The 16,407-nt window shown below is 38.2% G+C and carries 13 protein-coding genes; 6 read left to right on the top strand and 7 right to left on the bottom strand.

Annotated features, from left to right (window positions below):
* Nucleotides 1-105 precede the first annotated feature (105 nt).
* Nucleotides 106-687, bottom strand: coding sequence for a TetR/AcrR family transcriptional regulator (locus ACFVT8_RS14095; protein ID WP_387081060.1), 582 nt, complete (start codon nt 685-687; stop codon nt 106-108).
* Nucleotides 688-977: 290 nt separating this feature from the next.
* Here ACFVT8_RS14095 and ACFVT8_RS14090 point away from each other — a divergent pair, with 290 nt between their 5' ends.
* The 3 genes from ACFVT8_RS14090 to ACFVT8_RS14080 all read left to right on the top strand — a co-directional run bounded on the left by ACFVT8_RS14090 (nt 978) and on the right by ACFVT8_RS14080 (nt 3,713).
* The gene (locus ACFVT8_RS14090; protein WP_387081523.1) at nt 978-2,153 is read left to right on the top strand and encodes an MFS transporter; all 1,176 of its coding nucleotides are present in this window, start codon (nt 978-980) and stop codon (nt 2,151-2,153) included.
* A 25-nt stretch (nt 2,154-2,178) separates the two neighbouring features.
* Nucleotides 2,179-3,252 (top strand): LLM class flavin-dependent oxidoreductase, encoded by a 1,074-nt coding sequence (locus ACFVT8_RS14085; RefSeq protein ID WP_387081059.1) that lies wholly within the window; start codon nt 2,179-2,181, stop codon nt 3,250-3,252.
* A 269-nt stretch (nt 3,253-3,521) separates the two neighbouring features.
* On the top strand, nt 3,522-3,713 hold the full coding sequence (locus ACFVT8_RS14080) for a hypothetical protein (RefSeq protein ID WP_049666523.1): 192 nt from the start codon (nt 3,522-3,524) through the stop codon (nt 3,711-3,713).
* A gap of 67 nt (nt 3,714-3,780) precedes the next feature.
* On the opposite strand, the gene ACFVT8_RS14075 is transcribed toward ACFVT8_RS14080, so the two are convergent.
* On the bottom strand, nt 3,781-5,121 hold the full coding sequence (locus ACFVT8_RS14075; RefSeq protein ID WP_387081057.1) for a D-serine ammonia-lyase: 1,341 nt from the start codon (nt 5,119-5,121) through the stop codon (nt 3,781-3,783).
* The gene (locus ACFVT8_RS14070) at nt 5,111-5,587 is read right to left on the bottom strand and encodes a YaiI/YqxD family protein (RefSeq protein WP_387081522.1); all 477 of its coding nucleotides are present in this window, start codon (nt 5,585-5,587) and stop codon (nt 5,111-5,113) included. The genes ACFVT8_RS14075 and ACFVT8_RS14070 overlap by 11 nt, the downstream gene beginning before the upstream one ends.
* Before the next feature lie 184 nt (nt 5,588-5,771).
* On the opposite strand from ACFVT8_RS14070, the gene gdhA reads away from it, so the two are divergent.
* The 3 genes from gdhA (at nt 5,772) to ACFVT8_RS14055 (ending at nt 8,841) form a co-directional block, all read left to right on the top strand.
* Nucleotides 5,772-7,145: an NADP-specific glutamate dehydrogenase gene (gene gdhA, locus ACFVT8_RS14065; RefSeq protein WP_387081056.1), complete on the top strand. Its 1,374-nt coding sequence runs from the start codon at nt 5,772-5,774 to the stop codon at nt 7,143-7,145.
* 179 nt (nt 7,146-7,324) lie between these two features.
* Nucleotides 7,325-8,011, top strand: coding sequence for a phosphoribosylaminoimidazolesuccinocarboxamide synthase (locus ACFVT8_RS14060; protein ID WP_387081054.1), 687 nt, complete (start codon nt 7,325-7,327; stop codon nt 8,009-8,011).
* Between the two features lie 182 nt (nt 8,012-8,193).
* Entirely contained in the window at nt 8,194-8,841 is a 648-nt protein-coding gene (locus ACFVT8_RS14055) for a YIP1 family protein (protein ID WP_387081052.1), read from the top strand.
* Between the two features lie 68 nt (nt 8,842-8,909).
* Here the strand turns inward: ACFVT8_RS14055 and ACFVT8_RS14050 are convergent, their stop codons facing one another.
* The 4 genes from ACFVT8_RS14050 to ACFVT8_RS14035 form a co-directional block, all read right to left on the bottom strand.
* The gene (locus ACFVT8_RS14050; RefSeq protein WP_387081051.1) at nt 8,910-10,112 is read right to left on the bottom strand and encodes an NAD(P)-dependent malic enzyme; all 1,203 of its coding nucleotides are present in this window, start codon (nt 10,110-10,112) and stop codon (nt 8,910-8,912) included.
* A 376-nt stretch (nt 10,113-10,488) separates the two neighbouring features.
* Nucleotides 10,489-11,319 carry an MBL fold metallo-hydrolase gene (locus ACFVT8_RS14045; RefSeq protein ID WP_387081049.1) on the bottom strand — a complete coding sequence of 277 codons (831 nt, stop codon included), beginning with the start codon at nt 11,317-11,319 and terminating at the stop codon, nt 10,489-10,491.
* 428 nt (nt 11,320-11,747) lie between these two features.
* Nucleotides 11,748-12,557, bottom strand: coding sequence for a sulfurtransferase (locus ACFVT8_RS14040; RefSeq protein ID WP_387081047.1), 810 nt, complete (start codon nt 12,555-12,557; stop codon nt 11,748-11,750).
* Nucleotides 12,558-12,567: 10 nt separating this feature from the next.
* The gene (locus ACFVT8_RS14035) at nt 12,568-16,179 is read right to left on the bottom strand and encodes a dynamin family protein (protein ID WP_387081046.1); all 3,612 of its coding nucleotides are present in this window, start codon (nt 16,177-16,179) and stop codon (nt 12,568-12,570) included.
* Nucleotides 16,180-16,407 lie beyond the last annotated feature (228 nt).

Genomic DNA, 16,407 nt, shown 5'->3' with positions numbered 1-16,407 from the left:
CTCTTTTATGAGGCTAGAACATTAATAATCTCGAGAAGAAGTGAAAAAAGTGAAATCGCGTCGTCGATTTCACTTTTTCTGAAAGATGTTAATATTTCAAAAAACTTATTTAAGTAATGTTAAAGTTGTTGCGATTGCATTGTCAACAAATGATTTTTGTGGTTGAGATTTCAACATGACCGTTAACCCAATTAACGCCACAATTAGAGCCTGTGCTATAGACTTTGCATCCGTGCCTTCCTCTAACTCACCCGATTGGATTCCACGTTCAATTGTCTCCTGAAAAATGACGGCAAGATAAAGTTGATGTTCTCTTGTTAAGATTTCAAATCTCTCATCATGAGGAGCTAATTCAACCATTGTATTGATGCAAAAACAGCCGTTACTAAGATCTTTCGTATATTCAGCGGAAATCACTTCTTCAAAAAAAATAGCAAATGCCTGTTTTACAGAGGTATGACTTTGAAGTCTAGCTCGTATATCAACTGCACGAGATGTCGTATATCTACGAAGTGCTGCTTCGAATAGTTCCTTTTTATCACCAAAGGTTGAATAAATACTCGGACGTTGAATCCCCATTCTAGCAGTGAGATCACTTAAAGAAGTAGCTTCATAGCCCTTCTCCCAAAATAACTGCATGGCAGCTTCTAAAACTTTTTCCTCATCAAATTCACGGGTTCTTGCCATTAAAAATCCACCTCCATTGTTTAAGAGTTAGTGATTTTGTCACTATAAATTTTAAATACCAAACAGTATGTAAATATTGTATAATCAGCTGCTTTTATTGTCAATTTTCGTTGTATTAGGTAAATGCGGATTAAAATATTTTCAAATAAATCCTTGACATTATAAACATCGCTAAGATATATTTACCAATAATTATATTGTACCGAACGGTATGTTATGGTTAAAATCAAATGATGAAAGGAGGATATGGTGTGGACCATAATCTGAAGCAAGAAGTGGATGCATCTGTGATGAATCTGCAACCTTCTATGTCCAGAACTGTAACTTTATTATTCGCAACAGCCTGTGGAATGTCTGTCGCCAATATTTATTTCGCACAGCCGTTGCTTGATCAATTGTCTAATGAATTTAATATTGATCACTCGACAATAGGTGTTGTAATTACCATCACACAGATCTTTTATGGGTTGGGCTTATTACTTCTGGTGCCTCTTGGAGATTTACTAAACCAACGACGCTTGATTATCGGACAGATGCTATTATCCACAATAGCTTTGGTTATAGTTAGTACTGCTTCTTTTAGCGTGGTGCTTTTTACAGGTATGGCCTTAGTAGGTCTACTTGCAGTTGTGACGCAGACACTTGTGGCGTTTGCAGCAACTATGGCTTCTCCTACAGAACGTGGGCGTGTTGTTGGTATTGTTACAAGCGGGATCGTCATTGGCATTCTGCTCGCTCGAACCTTTGCTGGTCTATTAACAGACCTTTCAGGATGGCGATCCGTCTTATTTGTCTCTGCCGCCCTCATGCTTGTAATGGTTTGTATGTTTTTTAAGGTGTTACCAAAGGCGGAACGTGAAATAAAATCACTCCCCTATCATCAGCTAATTAAATCCGTGTTCACTCTGTTTATGCAGGAAAGAACATTGCGCATCCGTTCAGTTCTAGCCATGCTAATTTTTGCTGATTTCAGTATTTTGTGGACTTCACTTGTTCTACCTCTTAGTGCGCCACCATTAGCTCTTTCACATAGTGTAATTGGCGCATTTGGTCTCGTTGGAGTGGCTGGTGCACTAGCTGCAGCTCAGGCCGGGAAACTGGCCGATCGAGGTTTCGGACAAAGAACGACAGGTATTGCTTTAGTTCTATTACTCATTTCATGGTTGTTTATCAACTATCTAGAACAGTCGTTATTGGCATTAATTGCAGGTATTGTGTTGCTTGATTTGGCCGTACAGGCAATACATGTCACTAATCAGACGATGATTCTTCCATTACGTACAGAGGCACGGAGTCGACTTACTGCTGGATATATGATGTTTTATTCTATCGGCAGTGCTGGCGGCTCTTTTGCTTCTACACAGATGTATGCACACTTTGGTTGGGAAGGAGTTTGTTTCCTCGGAGCTTCAATCAGTACAATTGCTCTTATTTTTTGGGCTACGACTAAACAGTTAACAAAATAATCAATTTGACTAGGAGAGATTACAAATGGAAATAGGAATTACCTCTTTTGTAGAAACAAAACCAGATGTTCATAGTGGTGAAGTGATTAGTCATGCACAACGTTTGCGTGAAGTGGTTGAAGAAATCATTCTTGCAGATCAAGTGGAGCTGGATGTGTTCGGTGTTGGTGAGCACCATCGAGAAGATTATGCTGCATCCTCTCCAGCAATGGTGTTATCTGCTGCAGCTCAGCAAACAAAAAAGATTAGGCTTACAAGTGCAGTAACAGTTCTATCTTCAGCTGATCCTGTACGTGTCTTTCAGGATTTTTCTACATTAGATGGACTATCAAATGGGCGAGCTGAGATTATGGCAGGTCGTGGTTCCTTTATCGAATCCTTTCCTTTGTTTGGCTACAATTTAAATGATTATGATGAACTATTTGAGGAACATTTGGACTTACTCCTCAAAATTCGAGAGTCAGAAAAAGTAGTATGGGAAGGTAGACATCGACCAGCAATCAATAATTTAGGTGTGTATCCAAGACCTGTTCAAAACTCCTTACCAATATGGGTTGGTAGTGGAGGAAATCAACAATCTGCCATCCGTGCAGGACTTTTAGGATTACCACTTATGCTAGCAATCATTGGTGGCAGTCCAATGCAGTTTGCACCTATCGTACAGCTCTATAAAAAGGCAGCTGCTCAAGCAGGGCATGATTTATCAAAACTTCAGGTGGGATCTCATTCAATAGGTTTTGTTGGCCCGAATACTGAATGGGCAGCGGATACGTTTTTCCCATCAACAAAGGCGGGCATGAATAGATTGGGCAAAGAACGGGGTTGGCGATATTATGATCGCTCTAGCTATGATGATGCACGAAGTTTTGAAGGTGCGTTATATGTAGGTGATCCAGATACAGTTGCTGAAAAAATCATCCATCTTCGAAAACATGTAGGGATTACACGTTTTATGCTGTACGTACCATTAAGCACAATGCCACATGATCAAGTTATGCAGGCTATAGAATTGCTCGGAACAAAAGTTGCTCCTAGAGTACGTGAGGAAGTTGCCAAATGGGAGGCGGAAATGGCACTAGAAGGACATCCATTTCTTTAAGATATCATTATTTAACAGGAGGAATTTATACAAATCTTCACCCTACCCTCCTTGCGTGAAGAAATTTTAGCAGTGTTGAATTGTTGCCAAGCCAATACACCTAAAACAAGGACTCAGGAAATCTGAAGTAAAATTACAATTTAGGTCCATACTTCACGGCATGATCGACTGAATAATCTTTTACAGCCAGAATTATGAATATGGGTGCATTTTCATAAGCTAAAAGTGTTATACTAATAAGCACGTTATAAATTGAGGAGTTAGACAGTATGAAATATTTTAAACCACAAATGCAGCAACTTGTGAAAGAAAACCGTGAATTACATGATCGCCTAAAAGAGTTAATGTCCGAAATGGATTTGCAAAAAAATTATGCTTTAAAAGCTCTATATCACGCTGAAGTAGCAGACGGTGGTCGCTATCAGCAAGATTATCAAGCGTTGGACTATTTATATAAATAACTTTAAAAGTAATAAACGCAAGAATGCTATTTGGAATTAACATTCTTGCGTTTTCTTATTAACTACCTTAATCATTAGTTCTTGCTACTTGTACTACCTTTGCCATGTATTCCTCACGCATTTCCACCGGCACCATACTTCCACCTGTTGCCCATACAAGATGGGTAGCTTGCCCCATCTTATCCACTAAATCCTGCTTTTCTAAATAACTTTGTCCATTTTTCATTAACTGAATTGGTCCGAACATCCCTGCATGTGCAGATGGCTCTAAAAATAGATCTTCCGAATCCATCGCTAAACCGAGCGACGTAAATAATTCTTCATCTTTCACTGTATAACAGCCACTAATATAAGTCTCCATTACTTTACCAACGAATTTGGAAGCACGCCCAACTGCTAGACCATCTGCTTCCGTTCTATTATTAAGACCGATGTCTTCTACGCTGATCTCATCATGTAAACCTGTCATCAAGCCAATTGTCATACAAGGGGATGCTACGGGCTCAGCGAAGAAAATATGGGCATGCTCTCCAAAAATTTCACGTATGCCGTACGCAACTCCCCCCGGTCCTCCACCTACACCACATGGTAAATACACGAACAATGGATGGGCTTCATCCACAATAATATTCGTCTTTTCAAACTGTGCTTTTAAACGCTTCGCCGCTACTGCATAGCCAGCAAATAGGTCCTTTGAATTCTCGTCATCAATAAAATGACACATAGAATCTTGTTCAGCCTCTTGACGACCTTGTTCTACAGCAACGCTATAATCAGCCTCATATTCAATAACTGTCGCACCTTTTTCACGCAGTAAGGCTTTTTTCCACTCTTTTGCATCACTCGACATATGTACAACGACATTAAAGCCGAGTTTTTTGCCCATAATGCCGATACTCAATCCTAAATTACCTGTAGAACCTACAGCAATTGTGTATTGCTTGAAGAACGATTGAAAGCCCTCTGTTGCCAACACTGCATAACTATCCTCTTTTGTTAGTTTGCCACTAGCAATCGCAAGCCGCTCTGCATGCCTTAATACTTCAAAAATACCACCTCGCGCTTTGATAGAACCAGAAATTGGCAGGGCATGATCGCATTTTAAGATAAATTGACCTGGTATTAAAACATCATATTCCTTTTCAAGAGCTTTCTTCATCGAAGGTATATCTTGTAAAGATGATTCAATAAGTCCTTTACTTTCCAAAAGCTCTGGAAATGCTAAAGTTAAATAGGAAGAAAAGCGTTGAAGTGTTTCTTCTGCCTCCTGAACTTCCTCCATTGAAAAAAGATTTGTTTGCGCCTTTTTTTCTCGATTTGTATTTTCCCAAAGGACAGTATCATGATTTGCTAACTCATTTAGTTTTGGAAATTGATTAAATAGTTCGTGTTTAAGTTCATTCTTCACCTTTAGGATCCCCCTTTTTTTGAGCTAAAATCGCTCGTTCACAAATTTGTCGAAATTTCATTTCAAACGAAATATTGTTTTCTTGTGTTCGTTTTTTAGGTCCTTTCGTGCGTCCACCAGCACGTCTAATTTTTTGTCCAACATGGCGCATATCGAGCAAACGTTCGATATTTTCATTGGACATCTCTCGCCCATTTTGGTCGATTGGATAACCTCCTCTTGCCAAAACCATAGCTGCTAAACCGTAATCCTGTGTAATGACAATATCATGTTTTGAAAGCGCATTCACTAGCGTAAAATCAACCGAATCTGGACCCTTAGGAACCATAATTGTTATTACATTATCACGTTCGATACGGTGGGATGTATCGCAAAACAAGATTGTTTCAATCTCAAACTCAGATGATATAGATAGCGCTAAATCCACGACTGGACAGGCATCAGCATCAATTAAAACCTTTACAATAAAGCATCATTCCTTTCTCATAATTAGATAGATCACACAAGTAAACATTATTTTAATATAGTTATTTCTCACCTTCATTTGTTCAATTTTTCACAAACTTAAGACTGTTGGAAAAAGTATTTTATTGAATAGTGTGAAAAATAGATATACGATACACATATCAAATAACTGGAGGTTTTTTACTATGACAACTACAATTGTAAGCAACGAACAATTAGCAAAAGAATACGTTGATGGCGTATTTGAGCAACTAAAAAATCAAAATAGTTATCAAGCGGAGTTCTTACAAGCAGCTGAAGAAATTTTCATTTCATTAGTGCCTGTTTTTGCACAACACCCTGAATATATTAAAGCCAATATCTTATCTCGTATCGTTGAACCAGATCGTATCATTTCTTTCCGTGTAGCTTGGCAAGATGATAACAATCAAGTTCAAGTAAACCGTGGTTACCGTGTTCAATACAGTAACGTAATGGGGCCATATAAAGGCGGTCTTCGCTTCCACCCTTCCGTAAATGAATCAATTATCAAATTCTTAGGCTTTGAACAAATCTTTAAAAATGCTTTAACAGGCCAACCAATCGGTGGTGGTAAAGGTGGTTCAAACTTCGATCCTAAAGGTAAATCTGATTCGGAAATCATGCGTTTCTGCCAAGCATTCATGACTGAATTATACCGCCATATTGGTCCAGATGTCGATGTTCCAGCAGGTGATATCGGTGTTGGAGCTCGTGAAGTAGGCTATTTATGGGGCCAATATAAGCGTTTAACAAAAGCAAGCGAATCTGGTGTATTAACTGGTAAAACTCCTGGCTACGGTGGTTCTTTAGCACGTAAAGAGGCAACTGGTTATGGTACTGTATATTTTGTAAATGAAATGCTAAAAGATGTCAACGATTCATTCGAAGGTAAAACAGTTGTAGTTTCTGGTTCTGGTAACGTTTCGACATATGCAATTGAAAAAGCACAAGCATATGGCGCAAAAGTTGTTGCTTGCTCTGACTCTTCAGGCTATGTTTACGACCCAGAAGGTTTAGATCTTGATGCCATTAAAGAAATCAAAGAAGTAAAAGGCGATCGTATCTCCACTTACCTTAACTATCGTCCAAATGCTACATTTACAGAAGGCTGTACTGGAATCTGGACGATCCCTTGTGACATAGCACTTCCATGTGCTACTCAAAATGAAATTAATGGCGATTCAGCTCGTACTTTAATCTCTAACGGTGTTAAAGCTATTGGTGAAGGTGCAAACATGCCATCAGATCTTGAAGCAATTAACGAATTCTTAAATGCAGGCGTATTATTCGGTCCTGCTAAAGCAGCTAACGCCGGAGGAGTTGCTGTATCTGCTCTTGAAATGGCGCAAGATTCAAGTCGCGTATTCTGGTCATTTGAAAAAGTAGATGCTAAATTACATGAAATTATGAAAAACATTTACGCGGATAGTAAAGCAGCTGCTGAAAAATATGGTTACCCTGGGAACCTTGTAGTTGGCGCGAACATCGCTGGCTTCATAAAAGTTGCTGATGGTATGCTAGCAGAAGGCGTATATTAATAATAATTTAGAATCCTTCCAACAAGATGATAACGAATATTCGTTATCATCTTGTTTTTAGTTAGAAAAAGAATTGAAAAACACAAAAAATATCGTTTAAAACGAACATTTTTACTATTAAACATTTAAAACATTCGTGTTATAATAATGAAGTACTATGAAATATTGGAGGGTTTTTTGTGGAATTATTGTATACAGGTAAAACGAAAAATGTGTTTCAATTAGAAGATGGTCATTACATATTAAAATTTAAAGATGATGTAACTGGTGAAAACGGCGTATTCGACCCAGGTGCTAATACTGTTGGATTAACAATAGACGGCGCTGGTTTAGCTGGACTTCGCTTAACTTCTTATTTCTACTCAAAACTAAACGAACAAGGTGTCCCTACTCACTATGTTGATGCAAACTTCAACGATGCAACAATGACAGTTAAGCCTGCAACTGTTTTCGGTAAAGGTTTAGAGGTCATTTGTCGCTTCAAGGCAGTTGGCTCTTTCCTACGTCGCTATGGCGCTTATGTGAAAGAAGGACAAGACTTAAATTCTTTCGTAGAAGTTACCATCAAAGATGATGATCGACTAGATCCTCCTATTTCTGAAGATGCTTTAGCCATGTTAGACCTGTTAACACACGAAGAATACGTAATTTTAAAGCAACGTACAATTGAAATTGCTAAATTTGTTGCTGCGGAGCTTGAAAAAAAAGGGTTAACACTTTACGATATTAAATTAGAGTTTGGCCGCGATGCTAAAACAAATGAAATTTTATTAATAGATGAAATTTCAGGTGGTAATATGCGCGCTTACAAAGGCGAACAATACATAGAACCATTAGAGCTTGAAAAAATTATGTTAGCTGAATAAAAAATCCATTCTATTAATATGCCACGTCTGATTAGATACGAATAATCGAGAAGAGTCGCTTAGTTGTGGCTCTTTTTTTGTTTGTAAGATCATTTTTTCTTTCTTTTGAAACTTTTCATTGAATCATTCGTATACTATTTATACGCTTAACGCATTTATACTATTATTTCGGAGGTAATTTAATGGATAACTTAAATGAAACATCACGAGAAAGGCTAAAGGTTAATCCATTTTTGTCTATTTGGTTACATCCAAAGCAAACAACCCGTTACATGATAGAAGAAAAATCAATAGGCTTTGCGATCCTACTTTTGTCAATTGGTTATATTGGTGTTACACTTTCAGACCTTATTGATAAAATATCTTTTATAGACTGGTCTCCTTGGCTTATTGCACTAATTTGTGTTATTCTATCACCGATTACAGGAATAATCGGTACGGCTTTTGTTGCACTAATCGCTTGGCTGTTCGGTAAACTTTTTAAAGGAACCGGAACGTACTCACATTTATTTAAAGGGCTAAGCTTAACTGCTATTCCATTTATAGTACTTATTCCTTTTTATTTAATTTGGTTATTTACATCACCTGAGTCTTTAATGGACCCTGACTTCGCTGGATCGATGCCTTGGATTTTTTGGCTAGCCATTTTAGTAACACTTGTGATTGGTATTTGGTCAATCGTCATTACTATAGGGGTTGTTGCAGAGGCACATCAAATATCCAATTGGATGGCCTTCTTTACAATCTTCATTCCAAGCATTATTTTCTTTATCTTAATCATTATTTTGATTATTGTTCTCTTTGTCGTTTTGGGTATTTTTATGATCTAAAAAAATCTCCCCTCTCTCTATGAGAGCGGGAGATTTTTTTAGATTCACTGTATGGTCGATTTTTCTTTTTAAACTGAAAGGACTGTATTTTGTTGGAATAACTCCGACACTCCTGACTCAACAGCTGCGCCACTTACAGCTTGCGAAACAATTTCAACAACCCGCTCATCTAATGATTTAGGTACAATATATTCCTCCGTTAATTCCTCATTACTTACAAGAGCGGCTATTGCTTCCACTGCAGCTATTTTCATCGCCTCGTTAATATCTGTTGCCCGAACATCCAATGCACCGCGGAAAATACCAGGGAAAGCAAGCACATTGTTAATTTGGTTTGGATAATCAGAGCGCCCTGTCCCCATAATACGCACACCCCATGCTTTGGCATTTTCATACGTAATTTCAGGATTTGGGTTTGCTAGTGCAAACACTACTGGATCTTCATTCATTGAAGCAATATGTGCTTCTGTTAATAAATTAGCAACAGATACACCGATAAAGACGTCAGCACCTTTAATGGCATCGTCCAATGTTCCATGTAATTTTTCTGGATTTGTTAAATGGGCCACCGTTTCTTTAATAGGATTCATACCTTCAGCGCGACCTTCATAAATGATACCTTTCGTATCGCACATATAAATATTTTTATAGCCCATTTGTACAAGAATACGCAAAATAGCAATACCGGCTGCTCCTGCACCATTAATTACGACCTTCATCGTTGCCACATCTTTCTTCACAATACGATTGGCATTAATCATCCCCGCACCTACTACAATCGCTGTTCCATGCTGATCATCATGGAATACAGGAATATCACATTCTTGGCGCAGACGATCTTCAATTTCAAAGCATCTTGGCGCTGAAATATCTTCTAAATTTACAGCACCAAAAGTAGGAGCAAGCGCCTTCACAATGTTGACGATTTCATCCGTATTCTTCGTATCTAAACAAATAGGAAAAGCATCAACATTGGCAAAACGCTTTAATAAAATAGCCTTCCCCTCCATTACTGGTAATGCTGCCTTCGGACCAATATCCCCTAACCCTAAAACTGCCGTACCATCTGAAACAACCGCCACCATATTACCTTTCATTGTATAATCGTAAACAAGTGATGGATTTCTCTCAATCTCTACACAAGGCGCAGCTACTCCTGGAGAATAAGCGAGACTTAAATCATATGAATCTTGCACAGGCACCTTAGAAATCACCTCTAATTTTCCACTATAATACTCGTGCATTTCTAAAGCCTTTTTCATAATATCCATTCAATCCCATCCTTTTCTTTTGAATTATTATATATTTCAGAATCATAATACTTTGTGAAAGTAAAGTCAATGAATTTTCTGTCAATTTTATTTTTTCTTCGAAATAGCGCCTTTTATTATCGACTACACTGATTTTTCGCTTTGTTATCAACTTCACAATCAATTATATTGATATAATGTTAACGTCAATTTGCTTTATAAAGAATGTACAAATACCGCCATTTTTCCTGTTCAACTTTTCACATAGTATTTTTCTTGTGTAAAAGAGAAATTTTTCACAAACAAATGTAAGCGTATCCATTATTCCATCTGGTTCCGTCACATTTTCTTCACATTTTTTCACAAAGTTTTTTATTATTTCAATAAAAAAGAGCCCCTATTTTAAGGACTCTTGCGTAAATTGATTGATAAAAGCGGTAATAATATGCTTGGAAGACCACTGTTCCCCTGATGCTTTCGTAATCGGGTAATCACGAGAAAAGATAGATTTTGTAATTTCGTCTACTGAATAACCTTTAAGAAATAACTGCCTTATATTACTCTCCATATCTTCTAAATAAGCAATTTTTTCTTGTATTTTCTCTCGACCATCCGCTAGAAAGCCTGCATGGCAGCAATATATTGCTTCGAAATCATAGTTTAATATTTTCTTCAAAGACGCCAAGGTATGTACAATGTTTTCTTCATCAAGGACAACCTTAGTTTTCGTCTGTATATACAAATCACCTGTAAACATAGCACCTGTTTCTCGATTGTAAAATGATACATGATCTGTCGTATGTCCTGGCGTTTCAATAACATCCCATGTAGCTGATTTCGTTTGCAATGTATTGCCTAAGGGATGAGCAATAAATGCTGGTCGCTCCCCCCATAATGCCTGTCGATAAAAAGGATATTCACCATCCTTTGCACAAAGACTTACAGAATCACTGTGAACATAGATAGGTATACCCTTATGTTGCTGAATCCATGCTGCATTTCCTGAATGATCTTCATGAGAATGAGTTAGCGCCAACTGTTCAATCGGTATATCATTAAAAAAGGATTGGAACTCTTGTGAAAGTGAATATGAGCCTGTATCAATCAGTACCCCATCCACAAAAAAGCTATATACACTCATTCCAATACCCTGAACTGCCACTTTACCGTGCGCACATTGCACATCACGATTTTGTTGAATCTCTATACTTTTCTCTCGTTTAAACATCCTTTTCCCCCCTTTGTAAAAAGAGTGTAGCATAAAATGAATAACCAGTCATTTTATGAAGACATCACAACCTGCATCATTGATGATTACTATTAAAACTCTCAGTTTAATAGAGAGACCATGGCATCGTATTCTACATTCATCAGAAAGGTCCAGCTTGCTATACTAGGGGGTACAATCCACATATATTGTTTCATAATTGCTCGCTCTGGCGGCTATCCACGATTTTGGTGGGTCTATCCATCATTTTGACGGTGCTATCCACGACTTTGGATTTCTATCCGTCGCTTTGATGATTCTATCCGTCACCTTGGCTCTTCTTTCCGTCGCTCTTGCCTTTCTATCCGTCACCTTGGCTCTTACTCCCATTACCACTCCAATAAAAACAAAAAAACGCCCACCAAAGTGAGCGTTTCTTCTTCAATCATTTATTCATTTGTTCCTTTTTCTACATCATATTCTGTAATCCAGTCACTAAAGCTTCCTACATACAGTTGAATATTTTCATATCCTTCATCTGCTAGCACCGCATACAATGGTGATGCTGTAACACCACTGCCACAGTACACAACAACGTGCTCGTCTTGAGCAACCTTACTGCGTAACTCATCATTGGCTTGTAGACGACCATCTGACTTTAATTGCTCCCAGTCAAAGTTTTTCGCTGTTGGAATATGTCCAGCTACCATATCAAGAGGCTCTACGTCACCACGGTAACGATCTGCGGCACGTGCATCTAGCAACGTCGCCTTGACTTCTCCATCTACAATAGCTTTAACTGCTTCACGTGGAGCATATAGTTCATCTCGCCAAACAAATTCAATCTTAGTCGGTGGATATTTTATAATGTCTTTTGTGAAAGATATTTTTTCCTCGAGAGCAGGTGCACCACCATTCACAATCACTACATTTGGAAAACCCGCATATGTCAGCATCCACCAAGCACGTGGTGCAAATGGCGCAGCCCCTTGATCATAAATGACAATTTGATCCTCGTAGCTTAATCCTAATCCTTGAAATACTGCCGATAGCTTTTCCTTATTTGGCATAGGATGACGACCATTGCTAGACCCCATATCTGATAAATCTTGCTCTAAATCGATATAAATCGCTCCTGGTGCATGCCCATCTTCAAATATTTTATTTCCCGCCTCTTTGTTTTGTAAATCGAAGCGGGCATCTAAGAAACGGACTCCATCTATCTGAATTTCCTCAACTGATTTGAATACTTTTCCCAAATGAATCACCTCATGCGTATTGTAATTGAGCGTAAATAGCTTTCCAAGAAGCTAAACGACTTTCTTCCTGTAGTGCAAGTCTTTCTGTTGCAATTTGTTCAAGTGCCTGATGGTAAATATGCAGACGTAATTTCTCTGCTTCCTCAGCAATATAAGTAATAGCCCATGTCATGAGCGATACTTTCTGTGTATCTAAATAATTTTGCGCATCTGGTTTTGTTAATACCTCAAGCGCCTCACTTAGCTTCATTTTTTCATTCTTCTCAAAGAATGCTTTCTGATTACGGAAATGAGATTTAACACCTGAATATTTCGCGATATCTGTAAATGGTCCTTCAAAATCAAGTAAATCTGGCTCAGAAGATTCAAACGCTAAGAATGAGAAGCTACGGTTTAATTCTTTCAGCTCACGTACTTCATCTTTAAAGCGCAGTTTCATCTTCTTACTAATAAACTGTGATAAACGGAAGTTTGTTACACGCATTTCTTGTGTAAAGTCAAAGCGTAAACTTTGCATTACTTCCTTTAAAGCATGCTCTAATGCTTGCTGAGCCGGCATTGCTGCAAATGTTGATGGATTATAGCCTTCCTTAAAGAACTCTGGATAACGATAATACACACGCTGAAGAACATAATACAATAATTCATCAAGCTCTTGCTTCGTTTCACTTTCTAACATACTTGTATTAAGCGAATTGTACTTCGATTTTATATGCTGTTCAAGAGTTGTTAATTCCTCTAAACGTTCATCCTTACGCTTTAAGTTCTCTTCTGTTTGCGCAATTAAGTCACCTAAACGTTGCTCCGTTTTATCGACTTCCTCTGCAAGTGCTTGGACAGCCAATGCACTTAATTCATCATTTAAGAACGTATGGAATGCATCTTCGAATGGTGGCATACCTGATGTTAATTCAGTACTCTCTACTTTTTCTTTTAAAGCCAGTAAGCTTGACACACCGTAAAGTCGAGGGAAGCGAATGCCAAAACGTTGTAATTCTGAACGTACATAGCCTTTTACATCTTCCTGCTCTTCTTCTGTTGTCGCTAAATCAATTGCATTGACGATAAAGAACATCTTATCAAGTTCGAAAGCATCCTTCACACGCCCTAGCTGAATTAAAAACTCACGGTCAGCTTTAGCAAAAGCATGATTATAATAAGTAATAAACAGGATGGCATCAGCATTACGAATATATTCAAACGCAACACCTGTATGACGCGCATTAATAGAATCTGCTCCTGGTGTGTCAACAAGTGTCACACCCATGCGTGTTAACGGACTATCATAGTAGAAATCAATATTATCGACAAAGCATGATTTATTTTCCTGCGCAACAAATTTTTCAAACTCTTCACGGTTAACACGTAATACTTTTCCAAGCTCAGATTTAAATGTTGGGAATCCTTCTTTATATGCACGAATAAATGATTTATGCACATTTAAGCGTTCGTCCGATAGCTGTACTGCAAGTCCCTCATCTGCACGACTAAATGCTTCCTCTAAAGAAGACACTGATAAACCAACTGCTGCGTATGAAGCTTGAATATCCTCTAGCATTTGGTCAGCTGTTTTTAACAGTACATCTGCTGTTTCATGCGGATGCTCTGGTGTCACAGGACGAATTTTATTAATAGCCGCAGTTGTAGGGTTTGGTGATACAGGTAAAACTTTGGCACCCATTAACGCATTAGAGAACGAAGATTTTCCTGCACTAAATGCACCGAAAAGCGCAATTGTGAAATCTTTTTTCTGTAATCGTTCTACTTTATTTTCTAAGTAAGTTGCTACTTCCGCAAAGCCTTGTACATCTTTTACCGAGTTTGCCGTATGAAGTGCACGCTTAACTACACCTTCAATAGGAAGGCTTGTTGCACTAACTGCTTGCTGTGATTCTTCCTGTTGTAACGCTACCTCTTTTGGCTTTAACATCGATTCATCAAATAATCGAATATCTGCTAAATCTTGCTTAAATGCATGATCCCAATTTGTAAGCTGTTGATTCGCTAGCTGACGTATTTCATTGCTTGCCTGGTGCATAATAGTTGCACTATATTGCTGGTAGCCCTCGATTTCAAGCACTGCTTTAATGGCATCAACTTTCTCTTGCATTCCAGCCATTTTTAATTTAGATGGCGCAGCTGTTTCAGTAGCTACCGCTTCTAAAATTGTTGCTTGTGCATCCTTCCAATTATCTGTTTCCTGGATGAAGTAGCGTTTTGTTGCTTCTGCCACACGGTTTGCAAAGTTTAGAACGGCATCTCCAGTTAGTAGAGCACCAACTTGTACTTGCTGTTCAATAAGTGAGAATGGTAATTCAAAGGCGTAAGCATCAATAGCTGTAGCACGTTCTTCATTTAATGCACCTACATCCTTCAATACCTTTTTCATTAGCCCTTTTAAATGCCCTGTAATTTGTGCATGCACAACATTTTGATAGGCGCTATAGACATCCTCTTTGCGGCGGTTACGCTCTTCTTCTGTTTTTTTCTTAGCTGTAAACAGGCCTCCTACCTTGAAACCTTCCTGCTGACTTTCTAAATACAGACGTAATTTATCGCGTAAATCTGCTGGCATAATGGCTGCATTCGAAAGAAGTTCTTTACGTTGATCTTCAAACGTTTCATTCCATGCCTCAACTGAGAACAATTCAACTTGACGATTTAACTTATTGTACTGCTCTAAAATATCTTTATGGTTTGCCCAGTCATCGGCACTTAATACATCTTCATCAATGTCTAAACGATCTTGTCTTTCTTCTGTTAAATAATTGTCATGCTCACTTTGTAATAAACGCAACGTATTTGATGCAGTCTGTACAAGTTGATCCTGCCAATCATTCATACTATCCATAACAATTTTCTTTACGACCTCAAAATCGTTATTAGGATGCTCCGGCTCTCTTAATGAAGTGAAAAATACGCCCTTAGGTACTACTCCCCAAGCTGAAAAGGAATTGTGAACTGTTGCTTTAAATTCCTCAAAACTTAATTCATTTTCATTATGCTTATCAATCATATTAACGATTAAATAAACGTTTGGATTGTACTTCATTAATTGCTTTGTAAATTGGAAATTCAATTCTGATTGCACGTGATTGTAGTCCATTGTATAAAATACGATATCAGCAATATGAAGGGCTGACTCTGTTGACATGCGGTGAGCATCATCTGTCGAGTCGACACCTGGCGTATCCATAACAGTGACGCCTAGTGGTAATGACGATTTGCTATGACCAATTTCTATTTGTGACACTAGCTCACCATTTTTACTAAGCTCTTTAACTGTTTTAAAATCATAGCCTGCTTCAAATTTTACCGGCTTTTCGTTGTGCATATAGACAATCGCAAAATCTTCGTCTGATTTATGGACTTTGACGATATTGGCACTCGTTGGAATAGGACTTGCCGCTAGTAAATCTTCACCTGATAGCGCGTTAATCATACTCGATTTACCAGCAGAGAAATGACCTGCAAAGCCAATAACATATTCTTTTTGCTGTATTTTACGTGCAAAAAGTGATGTCTTATCCATTCGCTCTGTATCACCATTATGCTGATAAATTATGTATTGTAACGAGGCTTGTTTTAATAGCGCCTCCAACTGTTGTTCAAAATCTTTCATAAAAACAGTAACCCCTTTATTCATATTAATCAATTTCGCCTTGGCGTAATTGTAGCTGACGCTTTGCTTTCGCTACAGATAAACAATGCGTCCGGATTTTGAATTGTGCGAGCACAATTCACTCCTTTAAAAATCCGTGACTTCCGCCGGAGGCATTAGGCCAACAAATGTTTTCTGTGCGAAAGCGCAGTGCTAACGTAGCGTCAGCAACACGATGTTGGTCACTCA

The sequence above is a fragment of the Lysinibacillus sp. NPDC058147 genome (genome assembly GCF_042884205.1).
GTDB lineage: Bacteria > Bacillota > Bacilli > Bacillales_A > Planococcaceae > Lysinibacillus.
The sequence above is the reverse complement of the archived record's forward strand: the minus strand, read 5'-3'. Positions and strand labels throughout refer to the sequence as shown.

Coding starts and splice junctions, on each gene's coding strand:
- ACFVT8_RS14050 (WP_387081051.1), bottom strand. CDS start 10,112: ATGGATATTATGAAAAAGGCTTTAGAAATGCACGAGTATTATAGTGGA.
- ACFVT8_RS14055 (WP_387081052.1), top strand. CDS start 8,194: ATGGATAACTTAAATGAAACATCACGAGAAAGGCTAAAGGTTAATCCA.
- ACFVT8_RS14080 (WP_049666523.1), top strand. CDS start 3,522: ATGAAATATTTTAAACCACAAATGCAGCAACTTGTGAAAGAAAACCGT.
- gdhA (WP_387081056.1), top strand. CDS start 5,772: ATGACAACTACAATTGTAAGCAACGAACAATTAGCAAAAGAATACGTT.
- ACFVT8_RS14085 (WP_387081059.1), top strand. CDS start 2,179: ATGGAAATAGGAATTACCTCTTTTGTAGAAACAAAACCAGATGTTCAT.
- ACFVT8_RS14045 (WP_387081049.1), bottom strand. CDS start 11,319: ATGTTTAAACGAGAGAAAAGTATAGAGATTCAACAAAATCGTGATGTG.
- ACFVT8_RS14035 (WP_387081046.1), bottom strand. CDS start 16,179: ATGAAAGATTTTGAACAACAGTTGGAGGCGCTATTAAAACAAGCCTCG.
- ACFVT8_RS14090 (WP_387081523.1), top strand. CDS start 978: ATGAATCTGCAACCTTCTATGTCCAGAACTGTAACTTTATTATTCGCA.
- ACFVT8_RS14095 (WP_387081060.1), bottom strand. CDS start 687: ATGGCAAGAACCCGTGAATTTGATGAGGAAAAAGTTTTAGAAGCTGCC.